This is a genomic window from Pseudarthrobacter chlorophenolicus A6 (assembly GCF_000022025.1).
Lineage (GTDB): Bacteria > Actinomycetota > Actinomycetes > Actinomycetales > Micrococcaceae > Arthrobacter > Arthrobacter chlorophenolicus.
The window spans coordinates 297,792-318,631 of record NC_011886.1; the positions used below are offsets into that span (position 1 = coordinate 297,792).

Genomic DNA, 20,840 nt, shown 5'->3' on the forward strand with positions numbered 1-20,840 from the left:
GCAGGCCCCTCGGCCTGGGGTAAGCACTAGGCTTGAAGCTGACTTTCGATCTGCCACGAAGGGATTTCCCATGAGCGACTTCGATTCCGTACCTGTCAACGATGTCCCTGATGGCGCCGTCATCCTGGACGTCCGGGAAGACTACGAATGGGTTGCGGGCCACGCAGAAGGTGCCCTCCACATCCCCCTGGACCAGATTCCGGCCCGGCTTGAGGAGCTCGACCCGGACGCTGACGTCTACGTCATCTGCCGCACCGGCGGCCGCTCGTTCCGCGCCGCGCAATGGCTGACCGGGCAGGGCTATACGGCCATCAATGTCTCGGGCGGCATGGACCAGTGGCTGGAGTCAGGCAAGCCCCTGGTTTCGGACAACGGGCTTAAGCCGATGGTGCTTTAGTGCCCGGCGCTGTGCCCACCTATTCGTTCCTCGGCCCCGAAGGGACGTTCACCGAAGCGGCGCTGATGCAGGTGCCTGGTGCCGGGGACGCCGTCCGCGTGCCGGCCTCCACGGTGAATGCTGCCCTGGATGCCGTCCGGGAAAGCTCCGCCGATGCCGCCATGGTGCCCATCGAGAATTCCGTGGAAGGTGGAGTCACCGCCACCCTGGACGCGATCGCCGGCGGCCAGGAACTGAGGATCGTCCGGGAGGTGCTGGTGCCCATCAGCTTCGTGCTGGTGGCACGGCCCGGCACCCGCCTCGGCGACGTCCGGCGGGTCTCCACGCATGGCCACGCATGGGCGCAGTGCAGGCTCTGGATGGATCAGCATATTCCAGGCGCGGAATACGTTCCCGGATCCTCGACGGCTGCCGCCGCAATGGGCCTGCTGGAACCCGACTGCCACTACGACGCCGCTATCTGCGCGCCCCTGGTTGCGCAGGAACAGCCCGGCCTCCCGGTGCTGGCCGAGAACATTGGCGACAACCCGGGCGCAGTCACCCGCTTCGTGCTGGTCAGCCGTCCCGGAAAGCTTCCGGAACGCACGGGCGCAGACAAGACCACGGTGGTGGTCCCGCTGCCCGAGGACCGTCCCGGCGCCCTGATGGAAATCCTGGACCAGTTCGCCACCCGCGGGGTGAACCTGAGCCGCATCGAGTCCCGGCCCACCGGCCAGTATCTGGGGCACTACTTCTTCAGCATTGATGCAGACGGGCATGTGGGCGACGCCAGGGTGGCTGACGCGCTGGCCGGGCTCCACCGCATCAGCCCCGCCACCCGCTTCCTCGGCTCATACCCGCGGGCGGACCGGCAGCCCATCGAGGTTCAGGCGCACACCTCGGACCGGGCCTTCGCGGCTTCCCGGAACTGGGTGGAATCCATACTGGACACTGAATCATTGCAGGTGGAAAGCGGTTCCGGGCCTTCGCCCACAGCGTAGGTAAATGCCGCCCGGGGTACTTCCCCGGGTTCTGCACTGTGCGTATGCTTGCCTGATCCACAGGAAGAGTGGCCCCTAGCGAAGGGAGCGGGTCATGTCAGCCGGCAGCAGCACCGAGAACGATGGCCAGGGGATGATCGTCAACCCCAAGCCCTCCGCCGACAACCAGGACTGGGACGGCGACGACGCCGACCGCGCCGACCGCCTGCGCTTCGAGGAGGAACAGGCCATGATCCGGGAGCAGTCCGAGGAACGCGCGCACGCGAAGCACGCCGCTGAGGCTGCGAAAGAATCCAAACCGGACCACCACTGAGGCTGCCCCGCCCGGACCACCGATCCGCTAGACGGCAGTCCCGCCGTCGGGCCCGGAAATCCCCCGGACCCGTACCAGCAGGGACCCCGGCTGCACTTGCACCGTAAGTTTGGTTGCCTCGCCTGACGTGTCACCGTCCAGCTGCGTGGGCATCGGTTCCGGGCACTTGATGACAATCCTGCCCGACCGGTACACAGTCATGATGGGCAGCTTTCCGCTGTGCTTGAACATGATTTTGCCGTACATCAGCAGCCAGCCGAGCGCGCTGCGGGGGCTCATCACCACCACGTCCAGCATGCCGTCATCGATCATGGCCTGTGGGATGAAGTCGATGCCGCCGGGCACCAGGCCACAGTTGGCGAAAAGCACGCTGCGGATGTTCCGGACCTGTTCGGGGTTGCCGTCCAGGGAGATGGACACCTTTTTGCGCCGGCCCGGAAGGTGCCGCATGCCGGATTCGGTGTAAGCGAGCCAGCCCACCGCCTTCTTCAGCCCGTCGTTGGTATCCGCGAGGACCTCGGCATCCATGCCGATCCCGGCAATCACCAGGAAGACGTGCTCCGAATAGGTGCCCGTGCGGGAATTCTCGATGGCCATCCGGGCTGTGTCGATGGTGCGCTGACGGCCAAAGAGCGCGGTCTGGACGCAGCCGTGCAGGTCTGCGACGTCCAAGTCCACGTTCCGTGCCAGCAGGTTCCCCGTTCCCAGCGGGATCAGCCCCATGGCCACCTCCGTGTGCGCCAGTGCCTCGGCCGCCACCCGGACCGTGCCGTCGCCGCCGCCTACGAGGACGACGTCAGGCTTGGTGGCCAGGGCCGCCTGCATCTGGGTGAAACCGGGGTCCTCGGCCGTGGTCTCGTAGAAGACGGGCTCATCCCAGCCGGCGGTCAGGCAGGCCCGCTGGATGGACGCCCGTGCCTCGGCCGCGCGGGCCTTGATGGGGTTGATGATCACCGCCACCCGCTGCTTTTCCAGGCCGGGATCATAGGCTTCGCCGGCCACGGCGCTGCGCATGTGCAGGGCCTTGAGCCGGCGTACGCCCCACCAGCTGGAGATGGCAAAGGCAAGGGCCACCGCTATCAGCAGGTAGAGAATCCAGTCGCTCATGGTGGTTCCACAGTAGCCCGGTGGAAGGCGCGCCGGACCCAGCCGCCCCGGCCGCCCGCCGTCGTGCGCTGTATTGGATACCCTTGTCTGGTGATCGACGTAAAAGACCTCAGCGAAAACCCGGACAAGTTCCGTGCCAGCCAGCGCGCCCGTGGCGCCGACGAGTCAGTGGTGGACGCGATCATCTCCGCGGACTCCGCCCGCCGTGCCGCCCTGATCCGGTACGAAAACCTCCGGGCCGAGCAGAACGTGTTCGGCAAGAAGGTGGCGCAGGCCAAGGGCGAGGAAAAACAGGCGCTGCTGGCCGAGGTAAAGGAGCTTGCCAACTCGGTCAAGGCCGCCTCCGCCGAGGCTGACGCTGCACAAACCAAGCAGGAAGAACTGCTGCGCACCGTTCCCAACCTCGTTGAGGACGGCGTTCCCGAAGGCGGCGAGGATGACTACGTAGTGGTCAAGACCGTGGGAACCCCGCGAGAATTCCCGGACTTCGAGCCCAAGGACCACCTGGAGATCGGCGAGCTGATCGGCGCCATCGACATGGAACGCGGCGCCAAAGTTTCCGGTTCACGCTTCTACTTCCTCCGCGGCGTCGGTGCCCGGCTGGAGATGGCGCTGCTGCAGATGGCCATGGAACAGGCCATCGAAGCCGGCTTCATCCCCATGATCACGCCCACGCTGGTGCGCCCGGAGACCATGCAGGGCACGGGCTTCGACGTGAAGCACGACGCCGAAATCTACCGTCTCGCCGAAGACGACCTCTACCTGGTGGGCACCTCGGAGGTGGCCCTCGCCGGGTACCACGCCGACGAGATCCTGGACTTCTCTGCCGGGCCCATCCGCTACGCCGGCCAGAGCTCGTGCTACCGCCGCGAGGCCGGGTCGCACGGCAAGGACACCCGCGGCATCATCCGCGTGCACCAGTTCAACAAGGTGGAGATGTTCATCTACACCACTGTCGAAGAGGCAGCCGCCGAGCACCAGCGGCTGCTGGCCTGGGAAGAGGAAATGCTGGCCAAGTGCGAGCTGCCCTACCGGGTCATCGACACCGCTGCCGGCGACCTCGGCAACTCCGCGGCACGCAAGTACGACTGCGAGGCCTGGGTGCCCACCCAAGGCGCTTACCGCGAACTGACCTCCACCTCCAACTGCACCACGTTCCAGGCCCGCCGCCTGAACATCCGCGAGCGTGCGGTCAACGCCGAGGGCGTCGCCAAGGGCACCCGTGCCGTTGCCACGCTGAACGGCACCCTGGCCACCACCCGCTGGATCGTTGCGCTGCTGGAGCACCACCAGAACGCCGACGGTTCGGTCAACGTGCCCAAAGCCCTGCAGAAGTACCTGGGCGGCCTTGAGGTTCTTCCGGTCCTGTAGCCGGTTACTGCCTCCCGGTTGCCTGGTCCCCGGGCTGCTTTCCTGGGCTTGTTCGCGGATCCGAACCCTCAAGGTCCTGATCCGCGAACAGCCTTAGGACTCTTTGAAGGCGATCCGGCGGCTGTCCACATAGGAGGTTCCCCGCCTGCCGCGCGGGCGGTTTGACCTGCATTCTGTGGGGATGGAGATCCCGCCCGGACTGATCGATACCGCTGCCATCCTGCGCACCGGTGCCACCACCGACGCGCTGCACCGCGCCTTCCGGGCGGGTCAGCTGGTGCGGATCCGGCGTGGTTTCTACGTAGCTGCTGAGGACTGGCTGCGGGCACGTCCTTCCGAGCGCTTTGCCTGGACGACGACGGCGGTGGCCAGGTCCGTCAAGGGTGCGGTTTTGTGCGGGCAAACGGCAGCCGTCGCCAGTGGGTTGCCCACGCTGGGGACGCCGCCCTGCGTTGAGCTGACCACGGCCCTTCCCGGACGCAGCGGTATCCGGAAATCCACGCTACTGGTCATGGGCGAATCAGGCGCGGCAGAGGAAGTCCGGCGGACGCGTTCCTACCCCCTCCGGTATCGGCTTGGGGCCGTGCCGGAGCCCATCCGGTCAGGGGAATTCGTGTGTTCGGGGTTGATCGGGACCACGGTGAATGTCCTGGGCTCCGGTGAGCTCGACCAGGCCTTGGTGGTTGCCGACGGCGCTGCCCGCACGCTTCGAAGGGCGGGTGTCCTTGGTCCCGGCGACAGCCTGCTGTCTGTGCCCGGGATCGCCGCCGGGATCTCAGGGCTTCCTTCGGCGGCCGGGCGGCGCCGCGCAGAACGCGTGGCGGCCCTTGCGAGCCCGCTGCCCGAGTCCGTCGGAGAGTCCTACAGCCGGGCCGTGTTGGAGTTCCTCGGGTTCGAGCAGCCTGAACTTCAGCACGTCTTCAGTGACGGTGCGGGGTTCATTGCAAGGATCGACTTCTGGTGGCCGCGGCAGGGCGTGGTGGGGGAGTTCGACGGCAAGGGCAAATACGTTGAGGCCGCACAGCGGGACGCAATCACAGCGGAGGAAGCCGTCTACCGGGAGAAGCTCCGCGAGGACCGGATCCGCGCCCTGGGCCACGGCTTCGTCCGCTGGCGGTGGGCCGACCTGGTGGATCCCAACAAACTCCGGCGGAAGCTGCTGGCCGCCGGACTTTGCCCGGGTGTCGGCGCGCCGGCGGCCGTTAGTCAGGGGCTTGTTCGCAGATCAGAACCGTGAAGGCGCGGTTCCGCGAACGAGCTGAGGACCGGCGGGGCTGGAGGACCTTGGTACGGTGCGGCATGGGCGGACGGGTGCGGCTTGGACGGGCTGGAGGACCTTGGTACGGTGCGGCGTCGGCGGACGGGTGTCGTGGTCAGCCTGGTGTAGTGGTCAGCTGCTTGCGAGCTCGAGGGTGAAGACTGCGAGCTGGACCTTCGGTGCGGGCCGGGGCTTCTCGCGGTCGGGGCGGCGCACGTAGCCGTACCGTTCGTAAAGGTTCTGGGAACCATGGTTGTCCACCCCGGTGTCGAGGACGATCCGCTCTGCACCCCGGGCCACTGCGAGTTCCTTGGCCCGGTCCAGCAGCAGCCACCCGAGTCCCCGTCGCCGCGCTTCCGGCAGCACGGCCAGCAGCCGGACTTCCGCTTCCCCCGGCTCTGCCTGACGCGCCAGGGCCGAACCGTGCTGCAGCACCGTCACGGTGCCCAACAGCTCGCCGGTGGTGGCGTCCTCGGCCACCAGCAGATCGCCGGCCGCAGCCCGGGCCCCGGCGTCCACCAGCAGGTCCAGCCGCTCGGCGTCAGGCTGCCGGGCTCCCGGCAGATGGTGCCCGAAACCACGGAAGGTCAGCTTACCGACGGCCTCATATTCAGATTCCCGGGCCGCGCGGATCACGGCGGTCTCCAATGCCTGTGTGGGGACTGTCAACGTTCCTGCCCTTCCGCCGTGGGGTTCGGCTGCCTCGTCATCCGATGCTTGCAACCGGTGCCGGACCGGTCCTTGAACCGACAGGCTATCGGTGGGGGCGGGCCGCATCCCACCAGCGGGAAACAGGGCGTCGCGTGCAGTCACTTAGGGCAACACGGGGACATGTTTTGCCTTGCGCGACGGCGCATTGCGGCCGGTGTTGTGATGCCCCCACCCCGGTGGTTGTGTGGTGGCACAGGCATCGACAGGGGGAACAATGGACGCAAACCCGGGGCCGCCGGCCACCGCGGCACGCAACGAAGGAGCGGGCGGAGCTGCTGCCGGCGACGCTCACCGCAAGGATGCGGCCGGGCTCAGTGCCGATGCGAATGTGCGGCAAGGATCACGACGGCGGCGGGGTTCCTCCGCCAAACCGCGCCGGTCCTCCGGGGGCAAGGCAGCCCGCGGCCACGAGGACACCGCCAATCAGGGCCAGGACTGGCACCGCCTCGAGGCAGGGCAGCTGGTTGACGTCCACCTCCCTGAAGGCTTCTCATTCCGCGGAACAGTGGACGCCAAGACGGCCGATTCCGGCGTGATCTGGATCAGGAGCGACGCCGGCGCGCGCCGGATGTTCGGCCACCTTGAAGGAGTCCGCCTGGCAGGCCGGACCGCAGCGTCCGGGACCTTGGCCGGCAGGGACGCGGTGCCGTGACGCCACCAGTCCGGACCGCAGACAACAGCCTCAACACCAGCCACCACAGGAGACCGCGTGCCAGCCACTCTCACCCATAGGATCAACATGCTCTGCGGAGCAGACCTGGCCGCCTTCCGCGCCCGGCTCTGCTCCCTTGCGCAGCGGGATGTCTACGCTGACGGGCTCGAAAGCGCTGTGACAACGATGCCCCGGCACCCGTCGCTCCTCACCGAAGGCTCGTCGGTGGACATCCTGGGGTTCGGCACCTGCGCCGGCTACGGACCGCCGCAGCTGACCTTGTCGGTGGCCATGCTGCTCGACTATCCGCGCTGGCCCCAGGAAGTCTTCTGGGACGAAGCCCACGCCTGGGCCGAAGCCGTGGCCGGCCCCTCAATGGCCGTCGCCGGACTCTCAGGGAGCCGCGAGAACGAGGTCGGCAAGGTGTTCCACTACCGGCTGAAGGTCGCTGAGCCTGCCGCCGCGTCCGCAACCTTTCCACCGGGCCGCCGGCCGGCCGGCACGGCTGCCGTGATCCGGCCATCGACCAGGACCGCCAATACTTCATGGACTGACGAACCTGCGCCTGCCGCGCCCCGGTTGGCCGCATCGCCGCCAGCCCCGGCTTCGCCAACCACCTCATCGCCCTCAGTAGCACTGGCGCCGTCTTCGCCCGGAGCGCCGGGCGCCGGCGTCCCGGCTCCCACCGCACGGTAGGGCACTGCGGCAAGGAGGGCCGCCGCCGACGGGCCGGCCTGGGAATCCAACGCCTGCAGCGATTCGAGGGTCACCGCGGCCAGGACCTCCCGGGGGTGGACACTCCCGTGCCGTGCGCCGCGGTCCAGGACAAGGAAGGCAGGATCGGCCGGCCCCAGCCCCTGTGCGCGCAAGTGGGCGATCGACTCGCCAACAGCCAGCCCTGACGGCAGAAGCGGCACCCCGGCCGCCTGGCCGCCGGCGTCCCCGGAAGGAAGCAGCGATCTCACGGTTCCCTGGGGGCTGTCCGGCTCGAGGAAGCCCAGCGAGGCCAGCCAGCCGTCGTCGAAATAGGTGGAAAGGTAGTTCCGTCCTGAATCGGGAAGCACCACCACGATGGTGTGGGATTCGTCCAGGCCTTCTGCCAGGTTCAGCGCTGCGGCAAGCGCCGTTCCACCTGTGGCCCCGGTCAGCAGCCCTTCCTCACAAGCTGCCCGCCGGGCCGTGAAGATCGCATCACGGTCGCTGACCCGGAGGTACCGGTCCACAACGTTGGTGTCGAACGCCTCCGGCCAGATGTCCTCCACGGATTCGGGGTGCAGGGCATGGCCGGCTCCTTCCACGTACTTCAGCGCACCGTCACCGCCGCCGTACCGGGAATGCTCCGGATCGGCCGCCACCACCTGCACGGAACCGCCGCTGGCGTCCTTCAGGAAACCGCCGGTGCCGGACAATGTGCCGCCCGTTCCCACACTCGCCACCAGATGGGTGACGGATCCTTCGGTGTCCGCCCAGATTTCGGGGCCCGTGGTGTGCCGGTGGGCGGCGGGGTTGGCAGGGTTGTCGTACTGCTGGGCGAGCCACGCCCCGGGAGTTTCGGCTGCGAACGCGGCAGCCCGGGAGGCCAGATGGCCGGGATGGTCGCGTGGAACGAAGTCGGCCACCAGGTGCACCTCGGCGCCGTAGGCCCGCAGCAGCCGGATCTTCTCCGCTGCCGTTGCCGCCGGGGCGAAAATCACTGCCCGGTACCCCAGCTGCGCCGCCACCATGGCCAGCCCGATGCCGGTGTTGCCGCTGGTTCCTTCCACCACGGTTCCGCCGGGACGGAGGAGTCCCTGGCGTTCGGCGGCCCGGACCATGGACAGCGCCGCGCGGTCCTTGACGCTGCCGCCGATGTTCTGGAATTCCAGCTTGGCGTAGATCCGTGGGCGGAGGCCGGCGCCCAGGCGGCGCAGGCGGACCAGGGGTGTGCTCCCGATGCCGTCCAGGACGGATTCAAAGACGGTCATGCCGCCACCGCCGCATGGGGAAACGGGCGGGGGTGGACTGCGGGCGTGCGGCGGAGGGCTGTCATGCGGCCACCGTAGGACCGGGCAGCGGCGCGTCCCAAACTGTCTTGAGCCGCATTTCCCAGCGTTTCCCCCGATGAGCAAATGCGGCTCCGCCCACCCGCCAGGCGTCACGGGAACCGTCACAAAAGGACCCCTTGAGGAAGCCGCAGGTAACCGGACTTCACCCGGATTAATCCTCCGACGCGGGATGCGGAGCGGCCTGCCGCCCGGGCTTAGGGTCCCGATATGGGCCGAATCGCTGGGACAAGCACACCGCCGGCAGCGGGCACGCCGTCCCCGCGGGCTGCGCTGTGGCTGTGCCTCGGCGCCGGGTTCGTGACCCTGCTCGATCAATCGGTGTTCGTGCTTGCCGTCCCTGCCATGGCAGCCGGCCTGCATGCGGACAGCGGGCAGGTGCAGTGGATCCTGGCCAGCTATTCCCTGGCTTTCGGCGTCGCGCTGGTACCGGCCGGCCGGCTGGGTGACCTGCTGGGCCGCCGGAAACTGTTCATCGCCGGGGTTGCCGTGTTCGGCGCCTTCAGCCTCCTCGGCGGGCTCGCATCTGATCCCGCCGTCGTCATCGCGGCCCGCCTGTTGCAGGGACTGGGCGCCGGCACGCTGAACCCCCAGGTGCTGGGCCTCCTCCAGGACATCTTCACCGGCTCCGGGCGGGCCAAGGCCCTGGGCTACTATGCTGCCGCCGGCGGCACGGCGGCCGTCTGCGGCCCCCTGGTGGGCGGCATTATTCTGTCCGCCGGCGATCCCGCCCTTAGTTGGCGGCTGTTGTTCCTGGTCAACGTTCCGCTCGTGCTGGTCCTGGTGCCGCTGGCCCTGGTCTACCTTCCCCGCGCGGCGCCGCAGCCCGGCCAAGTCAGGCCAGGCAGCACGGGCACCCACGGAACGGACGCCGCCAGCTCAGCCAGCTCCAGCCGCATCCACGACCCAAGCGATGCTGCACCGCGCCGCTCCGCCGTTGACGTCCCAGGGGCAGTGCTCCTGGGTGCTGTGGTGGTGGCATCGCTGGTGCCCACCATCTACGGCCCGGGTCCGGTGGCAGTCCTGTGGGCAGGTTTGGGTGCCGCTGCGGTCCTGGCCTTCGCGGGATGGGAGTTCTCCTACCACCGGCGCGGCCGCACCCCGCTGCTCAGCCCGGCCCTGGTGAAGTCGCCAGGGTATCTCCTGGGCACGGTGGTGGCGCTGTGCCAGTTCGGCGTCGGAGCAGCGATGGCGGCGGTGACATCGCTTTATTTCCTGTCCGGAACGGGCCTGCCGCCTTTGGCCGCCGCAGCGATCCTGGCACCTCAGGCCGCCGGAATGCTGCTGGCCTCCAGCCTCAGTTGGAGGTTCGTTGCCCGGCACGGCCGGACCGGCATTGTGGCCGCCATTGCCGCGGCGTTGGCCTGCCTCCCGGCCAAGGACTGGGCGGTCCAGGCGTTCGACGCCGGTGCTGCCGCAGCCATCGTCGCCGGCGTGGGGCTCTTGCAGGGCGTGGCCACAGGACTTGTGGTGGCACCTAACCAAACACTCACGCTGGCCCACGCGCCGCAAGGGGCGGCTGGGGTGGCCGCAGGGTTCTACCAGCTCAGCCAGCGCTTTTCCGCCGCACTCTGTTCGGCGGCGGCCGCGGGCATGTTCCTCGGCCAGGGTGCGTCTGGCGGGAACGCACGGGAAGCCTTCCACCAAGGCATATTGCTGTGCTGCGCCCTGCTCGCCGCCGCGCTGCTGGCCGGAGGAGCGGACGCCGTGCGGATCGCGATGGCGGGGCGAAAGGCGAGGGCCGCCGTCGCACGCTCCGAAAAGGAAAGTACGACGACGGCCCTCGCCCCGGTGCCCGCGGAACCGGCGGACGCTTAGTTAGGGGCGTCCACGGGCCCGGTGGTGGGTACGCCGGCGTCGCGCAGGGCGGGGAAACCGCCGTCAACGTGCACCGCGTTGGCGTAACCGAGCAGCTCCAGCTTCCGTGCAAACGGGCCGGAGCCGTTCACGGAGCCGCAGAACACCACGATCTTCTGGTCCGTGCCCTCGACCTGCGCCAGCCGTTCGTCCGATTCGGGACCAAAATCTTCGTCCACGCGCCCGCGGTCCACCACCAGTGCTCCCGGGACTGCCCCGGTGCTGTTGCGTCCGGCGTCGCTGCGCACGTCAACCAGCAGCGCCCCGCCGGCTATCAGTTGGGCGGCTTCTGCGGCCGTGATGAGCTGGGTGTCTGTTTCGGTTTCAGTGGTCATGATTTGTTTCCTTCTCTTGTGCGGATGGGATGGGACAAACTTCAGGACAGTCCCCACTCGGCGGCCAGCAGCTCGTAGGAGCGAACGCGGTGCCGCTGGCTGTGGGCGATGGAGGTGATCAGCAGTTCCTGGGCGCCCGTGGCGTGCTGCAGGGCGCGCAGCTGATCGGCCACCTGCGCCGGACCGCCCACGAACCGCGTCTCCACACGGTCCCGGATGAGGTCCGGTGCGCCGGTTTCGGGTGCGGTTGCCTGTGCATCCAGGCGGCCGCCGTCACGGGGTGCAGGGTAAGGAATGGCACCGTGGCCGGTGCGGATGCTGTGCACCCAGGAGGCATAACCGGCGCCAAGGGTGCGTGCTGACTCCTTGTCGTCAGCCACCAGGACGTCCGCGGAAACAGTGACGTAAGGCTCCGCCAGCGCGGCCGACGGCTTGAAATGGGCCCGGTATTCGGCCACCGAATCCAGCACCGTGGCAGGGGAGACGTGGTAGTTCGCCCCGAACGGCAGGCCGAGTTTTCCGGCCAGGCGTGCACTGGGACCGGCCGTTGAACCATGGATCCAGAACTGGGGCGCAGTTCCTCGTGCCGGAGTCACCGTAATCTCCTCGCCGTGCCGGGTGCGGTAGCGGCCGGTGAAGAAGCCGATCACGTCCTGGACTTCGCTTTCGAAGTTGTCCGCGTCGCCGGGTTCGCGGCCCAGGAGTTCGGCCTGGAGGCGGAATTTCCGCGGAAGGACGGAATTGAAGAGCCGCCGGGCCGCAGGCACCAGAAGCCCGTCCACCACCCGGGCTCCCTCGCCAGGCTGCTCCGGAACGTCCGCGCCGGCTGAACCCGAGCCGGCTGAACCCGAGCCGGCTGAACCCGCGCCGGCTGAACCCGCGCCGGCTGAACCCGAGCCGGCTGATCCCGCGCTGTGCGCGGCGCCGCTCGCACCTGCAGCGATCGCACCCGCACCGCCAGCACCGGAACCGTGCGCGTTGGCGGCGGGCTCCGCCGTCGTCCGCCCCGCGTCCGTCGAATCCGCGACCGGCGCGCTGGGCTGCCCTGACCGGCCGAAGCCCAGGTCCAGCCGGTCCGGGTACACGGCCGCGAGCGTACCGATGTTCTCTGCCACCTGCAGCGGCCGGTAGTTGCCCAAGATGGTGGCCGCGGTGCCCACGCGGATAGTCCGGGTAGCCGCGGCCACCAGGGCGGAGAGCACGTGCGGGGCGGAACCGGCGACGCCGGGGTTCAGGTGGTGCTCGGCCAGCCAGAAGCGGCGGTAGCCAAGGTCCTCGGCGGCTACAGCGAGGTCAATGCTGTTGCGCAGCGCGTCGCCGGCCGACTGCCCGGCAGGGGCTGGACTGAGATCGAGTACTGACAGGGGGACGGGGGAAGCAGTAGGCATGGCATGACCCTACGAGCCGGCCCACCCGGTCCCAAGCGGCCCTGTCACCGGGCTAAACCCGGGGAAACAGGCCGTCACGGAGCCCGATTCTGGTGGTGGAAGGACAGGTCAAGATGACGGCAAAAGCCGCTGTTTGACGCGGGATTTCCTGCGTTGACGCCGCGCGACAACCGGGTTTGTCAACGCATTGGACCTGCTCCTACATTCAAGCCATAGGTCAAGAGTCAGCACGCCAAGGACCGGCTGGTGCTGCGGCAACCCTCAGGCATTTTGTGGCGGGGTGCTCCGGAAACAGACCTGGCCGCACCGCGGCAAGTGAATGTCGTCCCGGCCGCCCCTTGCGGCCCTGAAGAAGGAAACCATGGCTTCAACACCTGTACCTGAACTGCGCTCCAAAATAGTGGCGCTCGAGCTCGACGGCGACGGCGCCCACCCGGCTGCGTGGCGCCGCGCCTCCCACCTTCCCGGCGCCCTGCTGGGCGGCGGCCGGATCCGGGAAACCGTGCAGGCCGCGGACATCGCAGGCTTCCACCTGGCCACCTTCCGCGATTCCCGAGTCCTGGATGCCGGCAGCACGGGAATCGCCGGGCGGATCGACGCCGTGCAGCGTGCGGCCTTCGCGGCCCCGCTGACCCGCACCCTCGGACTGGTCCCCGAAGCGGGAACTCTGTTTACCGAGCCGTTCCATGTGGCCACCCAGCTGGCCAGCCTGGACTACTCCTCGCACGGCCGGGCCGGCTGGCTGGTCAGCGCCGCCAACGAACCCGCCGAGGCACGGTCCGTGGGCCGCCAGGCACTCGCCGAAGCCGATGTCCTGGCTGAGGCAGCGGCCGTGGTGGAGGCCGGCCGCAGGCTCTGGGATTCCTGGGAGGACGGCGCGGTCATCCGGGACGCAGCCACCGGGCGCTACCTGGACCGGGACAAGCTCCACTACGCCGACTTCGACGGCGGCAGATTCTCCGTAAAGGGGCCGTCCATCATTCCCCGCCCGCTGCAGGGCCAGCTGGTGGTGTTCGCGCCGGCGGACCTGGTCCCCGCCGTCGAAGCCGATGTGGCGCTCGCCGCGGCCGGGTCGGTGGACGGCCTGGCGGCGGCGGCGACGGCGGCAGCAGCGGCCGGAACCCCGCGCACCCTGGTGGAGCTCGACGTCGTCCTCGACTCCCGGGGCCAGTCCGCGAAGGATCGCCTCGCGGAGCTTGATGCGTACGAACCCTGGCTGGGCGGCGCCCGGTACGCCGGCAGTGCAGCAGGGCTCGTCGAGCTACTGGTTGAGCTGTTCCGGGCAGCCGACGGCGTCCGGCTGCATCCGGCCGTCCTGGACATCGACCTGCCCGAACTGGCTGCCCTGGTCCTGCCGGAATTGCGCCGGGCCGGTGTGGCCGCACCGCGCACCGGAACCACCCTGCGCGAAACCTTCGGCCTTCCCCGCCCCGCCAACCGCTACGCCGCGGCCTGAAAGAGAGCATCATGAGCACCCACCACCGCCCCGCCGGCAACGGCCAGATCCAGTTCGGCGTCTTCTTCCAGGGCGTCAACCACACCACCGTCTGGAAGACACCGGAAAGCGGATCACAAACGGACTTCGAATCCTTCCGCCGGGTTGCCCAGACGGCGGAGCGCGGCCTCTTCTCCGCGTTTTTCCTCGGCGAGGGACTGCGCCTGCGTGAGCACCTGGGCCGCATCCACGACCTCGATGTCGCCGGCCGCCCCGATGCCCAGACAGCACTCGCGGCCCTGGCTGCCGTCACCACCAACATCGGGTTGGTGGCCACGCAGAACACCACCTACAACGACCCCGCAGACCTGGCGCACCGCCTGGCCAGCCTGGACCTGCTCTCCGGCGGGCGGGCGGCCTGGAACATCGTCACCACGGACAACGCCTGGACCGGTGCCAATTTCCGGCGCGGCGGGTTCCTCAAGCACGAGGACCGCTACATCCGGGCCGAGGCCTTCGTCCAGACGGCCAAAGCAATCTGGGATTCCTGGGCCGACGGCGCAATCGCCGGGTCCCGGAACGCCGGGCGCTGGCTCGAAGAAGGCAGCATCACACCGGTACGGCGCAAGGACGCGAGTTTCGACGTCGACATCACCGGCCGCCTGCCGCGCTCCTCCCAGCACCACCCGGTCCTGTTCCAGGCCGGCGACTCGCCGGACGGGCGGGACTTCGCCGTCCGGAACGCCGACGTGATCTTCTCCCGGCACGCCGAACTCGAGGACGCCAGGAAGTTCCGCGAGGACATTGTGGCGCGCACCCTCAAAGCCGGCCGCCCCGCCGACGACGTGAAGATCTTCCCCGGCCAGGAGTTCATCCTCGGCGCCACCGAGGCGGAGGCGGAGGAGAAGCACCAATGGGTCCGCGAACAGCAGGTGGGCCCCGAGACCGCCATCGCGTACCTTGAGCAGTTTTGGGGCCGGACCCTCACCGGGTACGACCCCGACGGCCCGCTTCCCGAGACGGATCCCATTGTGGACGTCACCAATCCCACCCGCGGCAACGCCTTCCACGGCGCAAGCGCCAAGGAACTCGCGGCACAGTGGCGTGCGGAGGCCACGGAAAAGGGCCAGTCCATCCGCCAGTTCGTGGCCGCACGGTCCCGGCTCAACGGCCGCGGCCTGGTGGGTTCCTACGACGGCATTGCCGACAAGCTCGCCGAATACGCCCGGACCGGCGCCGTGGACGGCTTCAACATCACCCCCTGGATCGTTCCCGGCGGGCTGGACGAGATCGTCAACGAACTCGTCCCGCGCCTGCAGGACCGGGGCGTGTACCGCACCGAGTACGAGGGCACCAACCTCCGCGAAAACCTCGGACTCCGCGCCCCGCTCAGCCGCCGCGCGTCCCTGAATTCCGGCCGTAACGGCGCCGGCCTGACCGAAAGCGAAAACGTCGCATGACCCGCTCCAACCAGCCCCGCCTGAACCAGCCCCTCCTGAACCGGCCCCGTTCCCTGCCCGCCGGCCCTCTTCGCCGGCCCGCCGCCGTCGTCGGCATCCTCGGAACCGCGGCCCTCCTGCTCTCGGCCTGCGGCGGCGGCGCCGACGCCGGCACGCAGCAAAACGCCGATGCCACACCGGTGTCCGGTGGCAACCTGAACTTTGCCCTGTCTGTGGACCGCGGCTGCATCGATCCGCAGCAGGTGGGCAACAACGATGCGATCGCGATCGCCCGGCAGACCGTGGCCTCGCTGACCTCGCAGGATCCGCAGTCCGGCGCAATCGTGCCCTGGCTGGCCGAGAAGTTCGAATCCAATGCCGATGCCACCAGCTTCACCTTCACGCTCCGCACCGGCGCCACCTTCGCGGACGGCACGGCCATTGACGCCGCATCCGTGAAGACCAACTTCGAAGCGATCAAGGCACTGGGGGCCAAGGCGAGCCTGGGCTCCACCTACCTCAGCGACGTCAGCGCCATCACCGTCAAGGACCCGCAGACCGTTGTGGTGGACTTCAGCAAGCCCAACGCCCAGTTCCTGCAGGCCACCTCCACCTTCACGCTGGGCCTGCTTTCGCCGTCGTCAGCGTCCCTGTCCGAGGCGGACCGCTGCGCCGGGAAGTTCTCCGGCTCCGGTCCGTTCAGCGTCAAGAGCTACACGGTGGACAAGGAAGCGGTGCTGGAGCGCCGCACCGGCTACAGCTGGCCGGCCGCCACCAACACCAACACCGGCGAGGCCTACCTGGACACTGTCACGTTCAAGATCATCCCCGAGGCCGGCAACCGCACCGGCAGCCTGCAGTCCGGGCAGATTGACGCGACGGCGGCCATCTCGGCGGCGGACATCACCCTCTTCAACGGCAACGGCTTCTGGAACGAAACCCGGGCCAACCCCGGCGTCGTCTACAACCTGTACCCGAACGAGTCCACGCCCAAGCTCAAGGAAACAGCAGTCCGCCAGGCGATCTCCAAGGCCATCAACCGCGAGGAAATCACCACCACGCTGCTCACCGAAAAGGACCAGCCCGCCAAGGGCGTGCTGTCCCACACCACCCCGTACTTCAAGGACTTCAGCGGACTGCTGGCCCATGATCCCGACGGCGCGAAGAAGCTTTTGGAGGACGCCGGCTGGAAGGAAGGGACGGACGGAGTCCGGGAAAAGAACGGCGAGAAGCTTGCCTTCAAGGTCACCTACTGGCAGTCGCCCAAGGAAGTCCTGGAACTGGTCCAGCAGCAGCTCAAGGCCGTGGGCGTGGACCTGCAGCTGAAGTTCACCACCATCGCCGACGTCACGGCCGCGCAGGCCACCAAGGATTACGACTTCTCCTACGGCAACCTGACCCGCAGCGACCCGGACGTGCTGCGCACCGTCTTCGCCTCCACCACCGCCCGCGGCGGCAGCAACCTCCGCGAGAAGCTCCCCGTGGACGACACCCTGGGCGAGCAGGCCGCAGCGCTGGATAAGGACGCCCGCCAGAAACTGGTGGACCAGGGGCAGGAAACCCTGATCAAGGACGCCCACTCCATTCCGCTCTACGAACTCTCCACCACCATCTCCGCCAACGAAAAGGTCCACGGCCTGGCCTTCGAAGCCTCCAGCCGCCTGGACTTCTACGACGCCTGGCTGTCCCAGTGATCCGCTACGTCGGCCGGCGGCTGCTGCAGGGGGCGTTCGTCCTCTGGGCCGCGTACACCGTGTCCTTCCTGATCCTCTACCTCCTTCCGGGAGACGCCGTGAGCATCATGGCCAGCGGGGACGAACAGAACTCGGTGGACCCGGCGCTGGTGGCGAAGCTGCGCAGCGAGTACGGGCTGGACCGGCCGCTGCCCGAGCAGTATGCGATAGCGCTGTTCAAGGCCCTGCAGCTGGACTTCGGGGTGTCCATCAAGAACGGTGTGGCCGCTACCCAGGCCGTGTCGGAGGTCCTGCCCGAAACCATCAAGCTCGCGGCGGCCGGGTTTGCCCTGTCCGTGCTGCTGGGCAGCGCCCTGGCCATCGCGGCCTCCTTCAGCCGCAACCGCTGGGTCCGCCAGCTGGTGGCCTCGCTGCCGCCTTTGGGCATCGCGGTGCCGACGTTTTGGATTGGCCTGCTGCTCCTGCAGTTCTTCTCCTTCCGGCTGCGGCTGTTCCCTGCACTGGGGAACGACGGCGCCCAAAGCCTGGTGCTTCCCGCGCTGACCCTGGCGATCCCCACCTCGGCGGTGATTGCCCAGCTGCTCATCCGCAGCCTGCACCAGACCCTCGGCGAACCGTACATCGAGCAGATCCGGGCCAAGGGGGCCAGCGACGCGCTGATCCACTTCGGGCACGCCCTGCGCAACGCGGCCATCCCCACCCTGACCATGCTGGGCATCCTGGTGGGAAACCTGCTGGCCGGGGCCGTGGTCAGCGAAACGGTCTTCTCGCGCACCGGCATCGGCCGGCTCACCGTCACGGCCGTCAACAGCCGTGACATCCCGGTGGTCCAAACGCTCGTGGTGCTGGCCGCCGCCATCTTCGTCATCACCAGCCTGGTAGTTGACCTGATCTACCCGCTTGTGGACCCCCGCATCAACACCGCGGCCAGGACCACCGCCTAGGAGGCAGCATGTCGCAGCAACTTCTCCGGGACAGCCCGGGACCGGCAGTGGACACAGGGGACGCAGCGAGCGCACCCGACCCCGGCAGCGAAGCAGCGGCCCAGCCGGCGGCCCGGGCCGGACGGACCTCCGTACCCGCCGCCGTCGGGCCTGGGAGTGCAGCACCCCCTGCAGGTGCCGGGCTTGCCCGCACGGCGAGGGGCCTGCTCAAAAGCCCTGGCTTGGTCCTGGCCGTCCTGGTCATCGCCGTGGTGATCCTGTGGGCGATGATCCCCGGGGCTTTCACGCACTGGCCGCCGGACACCGGCGTCCCGTCAGCCCGGCTCAAACCGCCGTCTGCCGAGCACTGGTTCGGGACGGACAGCCTGGGCCGGGACCTGTTCTCCCGGGTGGTGCACGGTTCCGCAACGTCCCTGGCCGCCACGGCTGTAGCAGTGGCGGTGGGGCTGGTGGCAGGTTCGTTGCTGGGCCTGCTCGCAGGGTTCCTGCGCGGTTGGGTGGACGACGCCATCATGCGCGTCATGGATGTCCTGCTCGCCATCCCCAGCCTGCTGCTGTCGCTGGCGCTGATTACCGTGCTGGGCTTCGGCACGGTCAACATCGCCATCGCCGTGGGTATTGCCAGCGTGGCCAACTTCGCCCGCATCATGCGCGCCGAGTCCCTCCGCGTGGGATCCGCCGTGTACGTGGAGGCGGCCAGGTCCTCCGGCGTCCGCTGGCACGGCATCCTGCTCCGGCACGTCCTGCCCAACGCCGCCGGGCCGGTGCTGGCACTGTCCGCCCTGGAGTTCGGGATGGCCGTGCTGTCCATCTCTTCGCTGAGCTTCCTCGGCTTCGGCGCCCCGCCTCCCGCCGCGGAGTGGGGGTCGCTGGTGGCCGGCGGCCGCGACTACCTGGTGGCCGCGTGGTGGCTGGTGACCCTGCCCGGCCTGGTGATTGCCGCCGTCGTCCTCTCCACCAACCGCATCTCGCATGCTTTCCAGGATCCCGAAAGGAACAGGACATGACGGCCACACCCGCACCGGACAGCCCGCCCACCGGAACCGCCGAACCGCTCCTGAAGGTGGAAGGGCTGCGCGTCAGCTACCTGGTGGACGGCACACCCCGGGAGGCCGTGCACGGCGTCAGCTTCGAGGTCAACGCCGGCGAGGTGGTGGCGATCGTGGGCGAATCCGGCTCCGGAAAGACCACCACCGCCCACGCCATCATCAACCTGCTGCCGGGGAACGCCCGCACGGATTCCGGTTCCGTGGTCTTCGCGGGAGCGGACCTTTCCCGGCTCACCCGGAAGGAGTGGCAGGGCGTCCGGGGGCGGGACATCGGACTGATCCCGCAGGACCCCACGGCGTCACTGGATCCGCTGCAGAAAGTGGGTCCGCAGGTGGCCGAGGCCCTCACCATCCACCGGCTGCGGCCGAAAAAGGAGGCCCGCCGTGATGCCGTCCGGCTGCTCGCCGAGAGCGGCATCCGGGACGCCGAATCCCGGGCACGGCAGTACCCGCACCAGTTCTCCGGCGGGATGCGCCAGCGGGTGCTGATTGCCTCCGCGCTCGCCGCCCGGCCACGGCTGGTGATCGCTGACGAGCCCACCAGTGCGCTGGACGTCACCATTCAGCGGCAGATCCTGGACAACATCGCGGCGCTCACCGCGGAGCGGGGGACCGCCGTCCTGCTGATCACGCACGATCTTGGGGTGGCGGCGGACCGTGCCGACCGGATTATCGTGATGCGCCGGGGCGAAATCGTGGAAACAGGGGCAGCGGCCCAGGTCCTGGGCAGTCCCCGGCACGCCTACACCCGGCAGCTGATCGCCGCCGCACCAGGGCTGAGTCCCCAACGGCTCCGGCCTGCAGGGGAAGCTGTGACCGGGCGCGCCACCGGTGACCCGGCTGACCCGGGCCCTTCGGCTCGGCCGCTGGTGCAGGCGCGGAACCTCCGGAAGGTCTTCCACCTGCCGCGGACGGCCAAGGGGCCGCGCACCCTCACCGCGGTCAACGACGTCTCGGTCGAGATCCTGCGCGGTGAAACCCTGGCACTGGTGGGGGAGAGCGGCTCGGGCAAAAGTACAGTGGCCAGGCTGCTGCTGCGGCTGGATAAGCCAACCAGCGGTTCCGTGACGTTCGACGGCGAGGACCTCACCACCGCGCGGGGTGAGCGGCTGCGCCAGCTCCGGCGACGCTTCCAGGTGGTTTTCCAGAGCCCCTACGCCTCGCTGGATCCCCACTTCACGGTGGAGGACAGCGTGGCCGAACCGTTGCGCGCCTTTGGTGAGGGGACGCCGTCGGACCGCCGGGCGAGGGTGGCCGCCCTGCTGGACGCTGTACACCTGCCGGCTGACTACGGGCGCCGGCATCCCGCGGAACTTTCCGGCGGGCAGCGCCAACGCGTGGCCATTGCCCGCGCCCTGGCCCTGCGTCCGGAACTGGTGGTGCTGGATGAAGCAGTGTCCGCGCTGGATGTGTCGGTTCAGGCCCAGATCCTGGCGCTGCTGTCCGAGCTGCAGGGGCAGGACGGACTGAGCTATCTCTTCATCTCGCACGACCTCGCGGTGGTGCAGCAGATCTCGGACCGCGTGGCTGTGATGCGCGGCGGGGAACTGCTGGAGGCCGGAACCACGGAAGCGGTGCTGGAGCGGCCGGAACACGGGTACACACGGGAGCTCATTTCGGCAGTGCCGGGCCGGCGGACGCTGCAGGCGTAGGACCTGGCGGTGGCCCCGGTGCCGGCCGGGCCGCAGTTCCTTAGCTTGTTCGCAGGCCAGGGCATGGTCGCCTGCAGATTCCTAGGCTTCTTCGCATATCAGAGCCTTCAAGGCCAGGATCTGCGAACAAGCCCGGGATTCCAGCCGGCTGGCCCACACCGACGCGCACTCCGGATGCCCGGCCCAGGGTGAACATCCACAGCGTGGACAACCTGT

At 68.8% G+C, this 20,840-nt stretch carries 18 protein-coding genes and 1 riboswitch; of the genes, 13 read left to right on the forward strand and 5 right to left on the reverse strand.

Going from position 1 to position 20,840, the window contains the following annotated elements:
• Positions 1 to 70: 70 nt before the first annotated feature.
• The 3 genes from ACHL_RS01390 (at position 71) to ACHL_RS01400 (ending at position 1,690) form a co-directional block, all read left to right on the forward strand.
• Positions 71 to 397 carry a rhodanese-like domain-containing protein gene (locus ACHL_RS01390; protein WP_015935508.1) on the forward strand — a complete coding sequence of 109 codons (327 nt, stop codon included), beginning with the start codon at positions 71 to 73 and terminating at the stop codon, positions 395 to 397.
• Complete coding sequence (pheA, locus tag ACHL_RS01395) at positions 397 to 1,377, forward strand: prephenate dehydratase (RefSeq protein WP_015935509.1); 981 nt, start codon at positions 397 to 399, stop codon at positions 1,375 to 1,377. The genes ACHL_RS01390 and pheA overlap by 1 nt, the downstream gene beginning before the upstream one ends.
• A gap of 94 nt (positions 1,378 to 1,471) precedes the next feature.
• A complete protein-coding gene (locus ACHL_RS01400) occupies positions 1,472 to 1,690 on the forward strand; it encodes a hypothetical protein (protein ID WP_015935510.1) in 219 nt (72 codons plus the stop codon).
• 27 nt (positions 1,691 to 1,717) lie between these two features.
• Here the strand turns inward: ACHL_RS01400 and ACHL_RS01405 are convergent, their stop codons facing one another.
• Positions 1,718 to 2,797 carry a diacylglycerol/lipid kinase family protein gene (locus tag ACHL_RS01405; RefSeq protein WP_015935511.1) on the reverse strand — a complete coding sequence of 360 codons (1,080 nt, stop codon included), beginning with the start codon at positions 2,795 to 2,797 and terminating at the stop codon, positions 1,718 to 1,720.
• 90 nt (positions 2,798 to 2,887) lie between these two features.
• Between ACHL_RS01405 and serS the strand changes: the two genes are divergently transcribed.
• Together serS and ACHL_RS01415 are read left to right on the forward strand one after the other, a co-directional pair.
• Complete coding sequence (gene serS, locus ACHL_RS01410; RefSeq protein ID WP_015935512.1) at positions 2,888 to 4,168, forward strand: serine--tRNA ligase; 1,281 nt, start codon at positions 2,888 to 2,890, stop codon at positions 4,166 to 4,168.
• Positions 4,169 to 4,349: 181 nt separating this feature from the next.
• Positions 4,350 to 5,405 (forward strand): type IV toxin-antitoxin system AbiEi family antitoxin domain-containing protein, encoded by a 1,056-nt coding sequence (locus ACHL_RS01415; protein ID WP_015935513.1) that lies wholly within the window; start codon positions 4,350 to 4,352, stop codon positions 5,403 to 5,405.
• Positions 5,406 to 5,558: 153 nt separating this feature from the next.
• On the opposite strand, the gene ACHL_RS01420 is transcribed toward ACHL_RS01415, so the two are convergent.
• Positions 5,559 to 6,095, reverse strand: a complete 537-nt coding sequence (locus ACHL_RS01420) for a GNAT family N-acetyltransferase (RefSeq protein ID WP_244266502.1) — start codon at positions 6,093 to 6,095, stop codon at positions 5,559 to 5,561.
• Positions 6,096 to 6,351: 256 nt separating this feature from the next.
• On the opposite strand from ACHL_RS01420, the gene ACHL_RS01425 reads away from it, so the two are divergent.
• On the forward strand, positions 6,352 to 6,789 hold the full coding sequence (locus ACHL_RS01425) for a hypothetical protein (RefSeq protein ID WP_015935515.1): 438 nt from the start codon (positions 6,352 to 6,354) through the stop codon (positions 6,787 to 6,789).
• 431 nt (positions 6,790 to 7,220) lie between these two features.
• Here ACHL_RS01425 and ACHL_RS23700 read toward each other — a convergent pair whose 3' ends face one another.
• Positions 7,221 to 8,753, reverse strand: a complete 1,533-nt coding sequence (locus tag ACHL_RS23700) for a PLP-dependent cysteine synthase family protein (RefSeq protein WP_015935516.1) — start codon at positions 8,751 to 8,753, stop codon at positions 7,221 to 7,223.
• Positions 8,754 to 9,041: 288 nt separating this feature from the next.
• Here ACHL_RS23700 and ACHL_RS01435 point away from each other — a divergent pair, with 288 nt between their 5' ends.
• Positions 9,042 to 10,649 carry an MFS transporter gene (locus ACHL_RS01435; RefSeq protein WP_015935517.1) on the forward strand — a complete coding sequence of 536 codons (1,608 nt, stop codon included), beginning with the start codon at positions 9,042 to 9,044 and terminating at the stop codon, positions 10,647 to 10,649.
• On the opposite strand, the gene ACHL_RS01440 is transcribed toward ACHL_RS01435, so the two are convergent.
• Together ACHL_RS01440 and ACHL_RS01445 are read right to left on the reverse strand one after the other, a co-directional pair.
• A complete protein-coding gene (locus tag ACHL_RS01440) occupies positions 10,646 to 11,023 on the reverse strand; it encodes a rhodanese-like domain-containing protein (RefSeq protein ID WP_015935518.1) in 378 nt (125 codons plus the stop codon). The genes ACHL_RS01435 and ACHL_RS01440 overlap by 4 nt on opposite strands.
• Positions 11,024 to 11,064: 41 nt before the next feature.
• The gene (locus tag ACHL_RS01445) at positions 11,065 to 12,411 is read right to left on the reverse strand and encodes an LLM class flavin-dependent oxidoreductase (RefSeq protein WP_015935519.1); all 1,347 of its coding nucleotides are present in this window, start codon (positions 12,409 to 12,411) and stop codon (positions 11,065 to 11,067) included.
• Between the two features lie 215 nt (positions 12,412 to 12,626).
• Positions 12,627 to 12,735, forward strand: a riboswitch (SAM riboswitch).
• 37 nt (positions 12,736 to 12,772) lie between these two features.
• Here ACHL_RS01445 and ACHL_RS01450 point away from each other — a divergent pair.
• The 6 genes from ACHL_RS01450 to ACHL_RS01475 are packed head-to-tail and all read left to right on the forward strand — an operon-like array spanning position 12,773 to position 20,624.
• The gene (locus tag ACHL_RS01450; protein WP_043794331.1) at positions 12,773 to 13,867 is read left to right on the forward strand and encodes an LLM class flavin-dependent oxidoreductase; all 1,095 of its coding nucleotides are present in this window, start codon (positions 12,773 to 12,775) and stop codon (positions 13,865 to 13,867) included.
• Positions 13,868 to 13,878: 11 nt separating this feature from the next.
• The gene (locus ACHL_RS01455; protein WP_015935521.1) at positions 13,879 to 15,306 is read left to right on the forward strand and encodes an NtaA/DmoA family FMN-dependent monooxygenase; all 1,428 of its coding nucleotides are present in this window, start codon (positions 13,879 to 13,881) and stop codon (positions 15,304 to 15,306) included.
• A complete protein-coding gene (locus ACHL_RS01460) occupies positions 15,303 to 16,979 on the forward strand; it encodes an ABC transporter substrate-binding protein (RefSeq protein ID WP_015935522.1) in 1,677 nt (558 codons plus the stop codon). The genes ACHL_RS01455 and ACHL_RS01460 overlap by 4 nt, the downstream gene beginning before the upstream one ends.
• A complete protein-coding gene (locus ACHL_RS01465) occupies positions 16,976 to 17,923 on the forward strand; it encodes an ABC transporter permease (RefSeq protein ID WP_015935523.1) in 948 nt (315 codons plus the stop codon). The genes ACHL_RS01460 and ACHL_RS01465 overlap by 4 nt, the downstream gene beginning before the upstream one ends.
• 8 nt (positions 17,924 to 17,931) lie before the next feature.
• Positions 17,932 to 18,930 (forward strand): ABC transporter permease, encoded by a 999-nt coding sequence (locus tag ACHL_RS01470; protein WP_015935524.1) that lies wholly within the window; start codon positions 17,932 to 17,934, stop codon positions 18,928 to 18,930.
• On the forward strand, positions 18,927 to 20,624 hold the full coding sequence (locus ACHL_RS01475) for a dipeptide ABC transporter ATP-binding protein (protein WP_015935525.1): 1,698 nt from the start codon (positions 18,927 to 18,929) through the stop codon (positions 20,622 to 20,624). Before ACHL_RS01470 ends, ACHL_RS01475 begins: the two co-directional genes overlap by 4 nt.
• Positions 20,625 to 20,840: the final 216 nt, after the last annotated feature.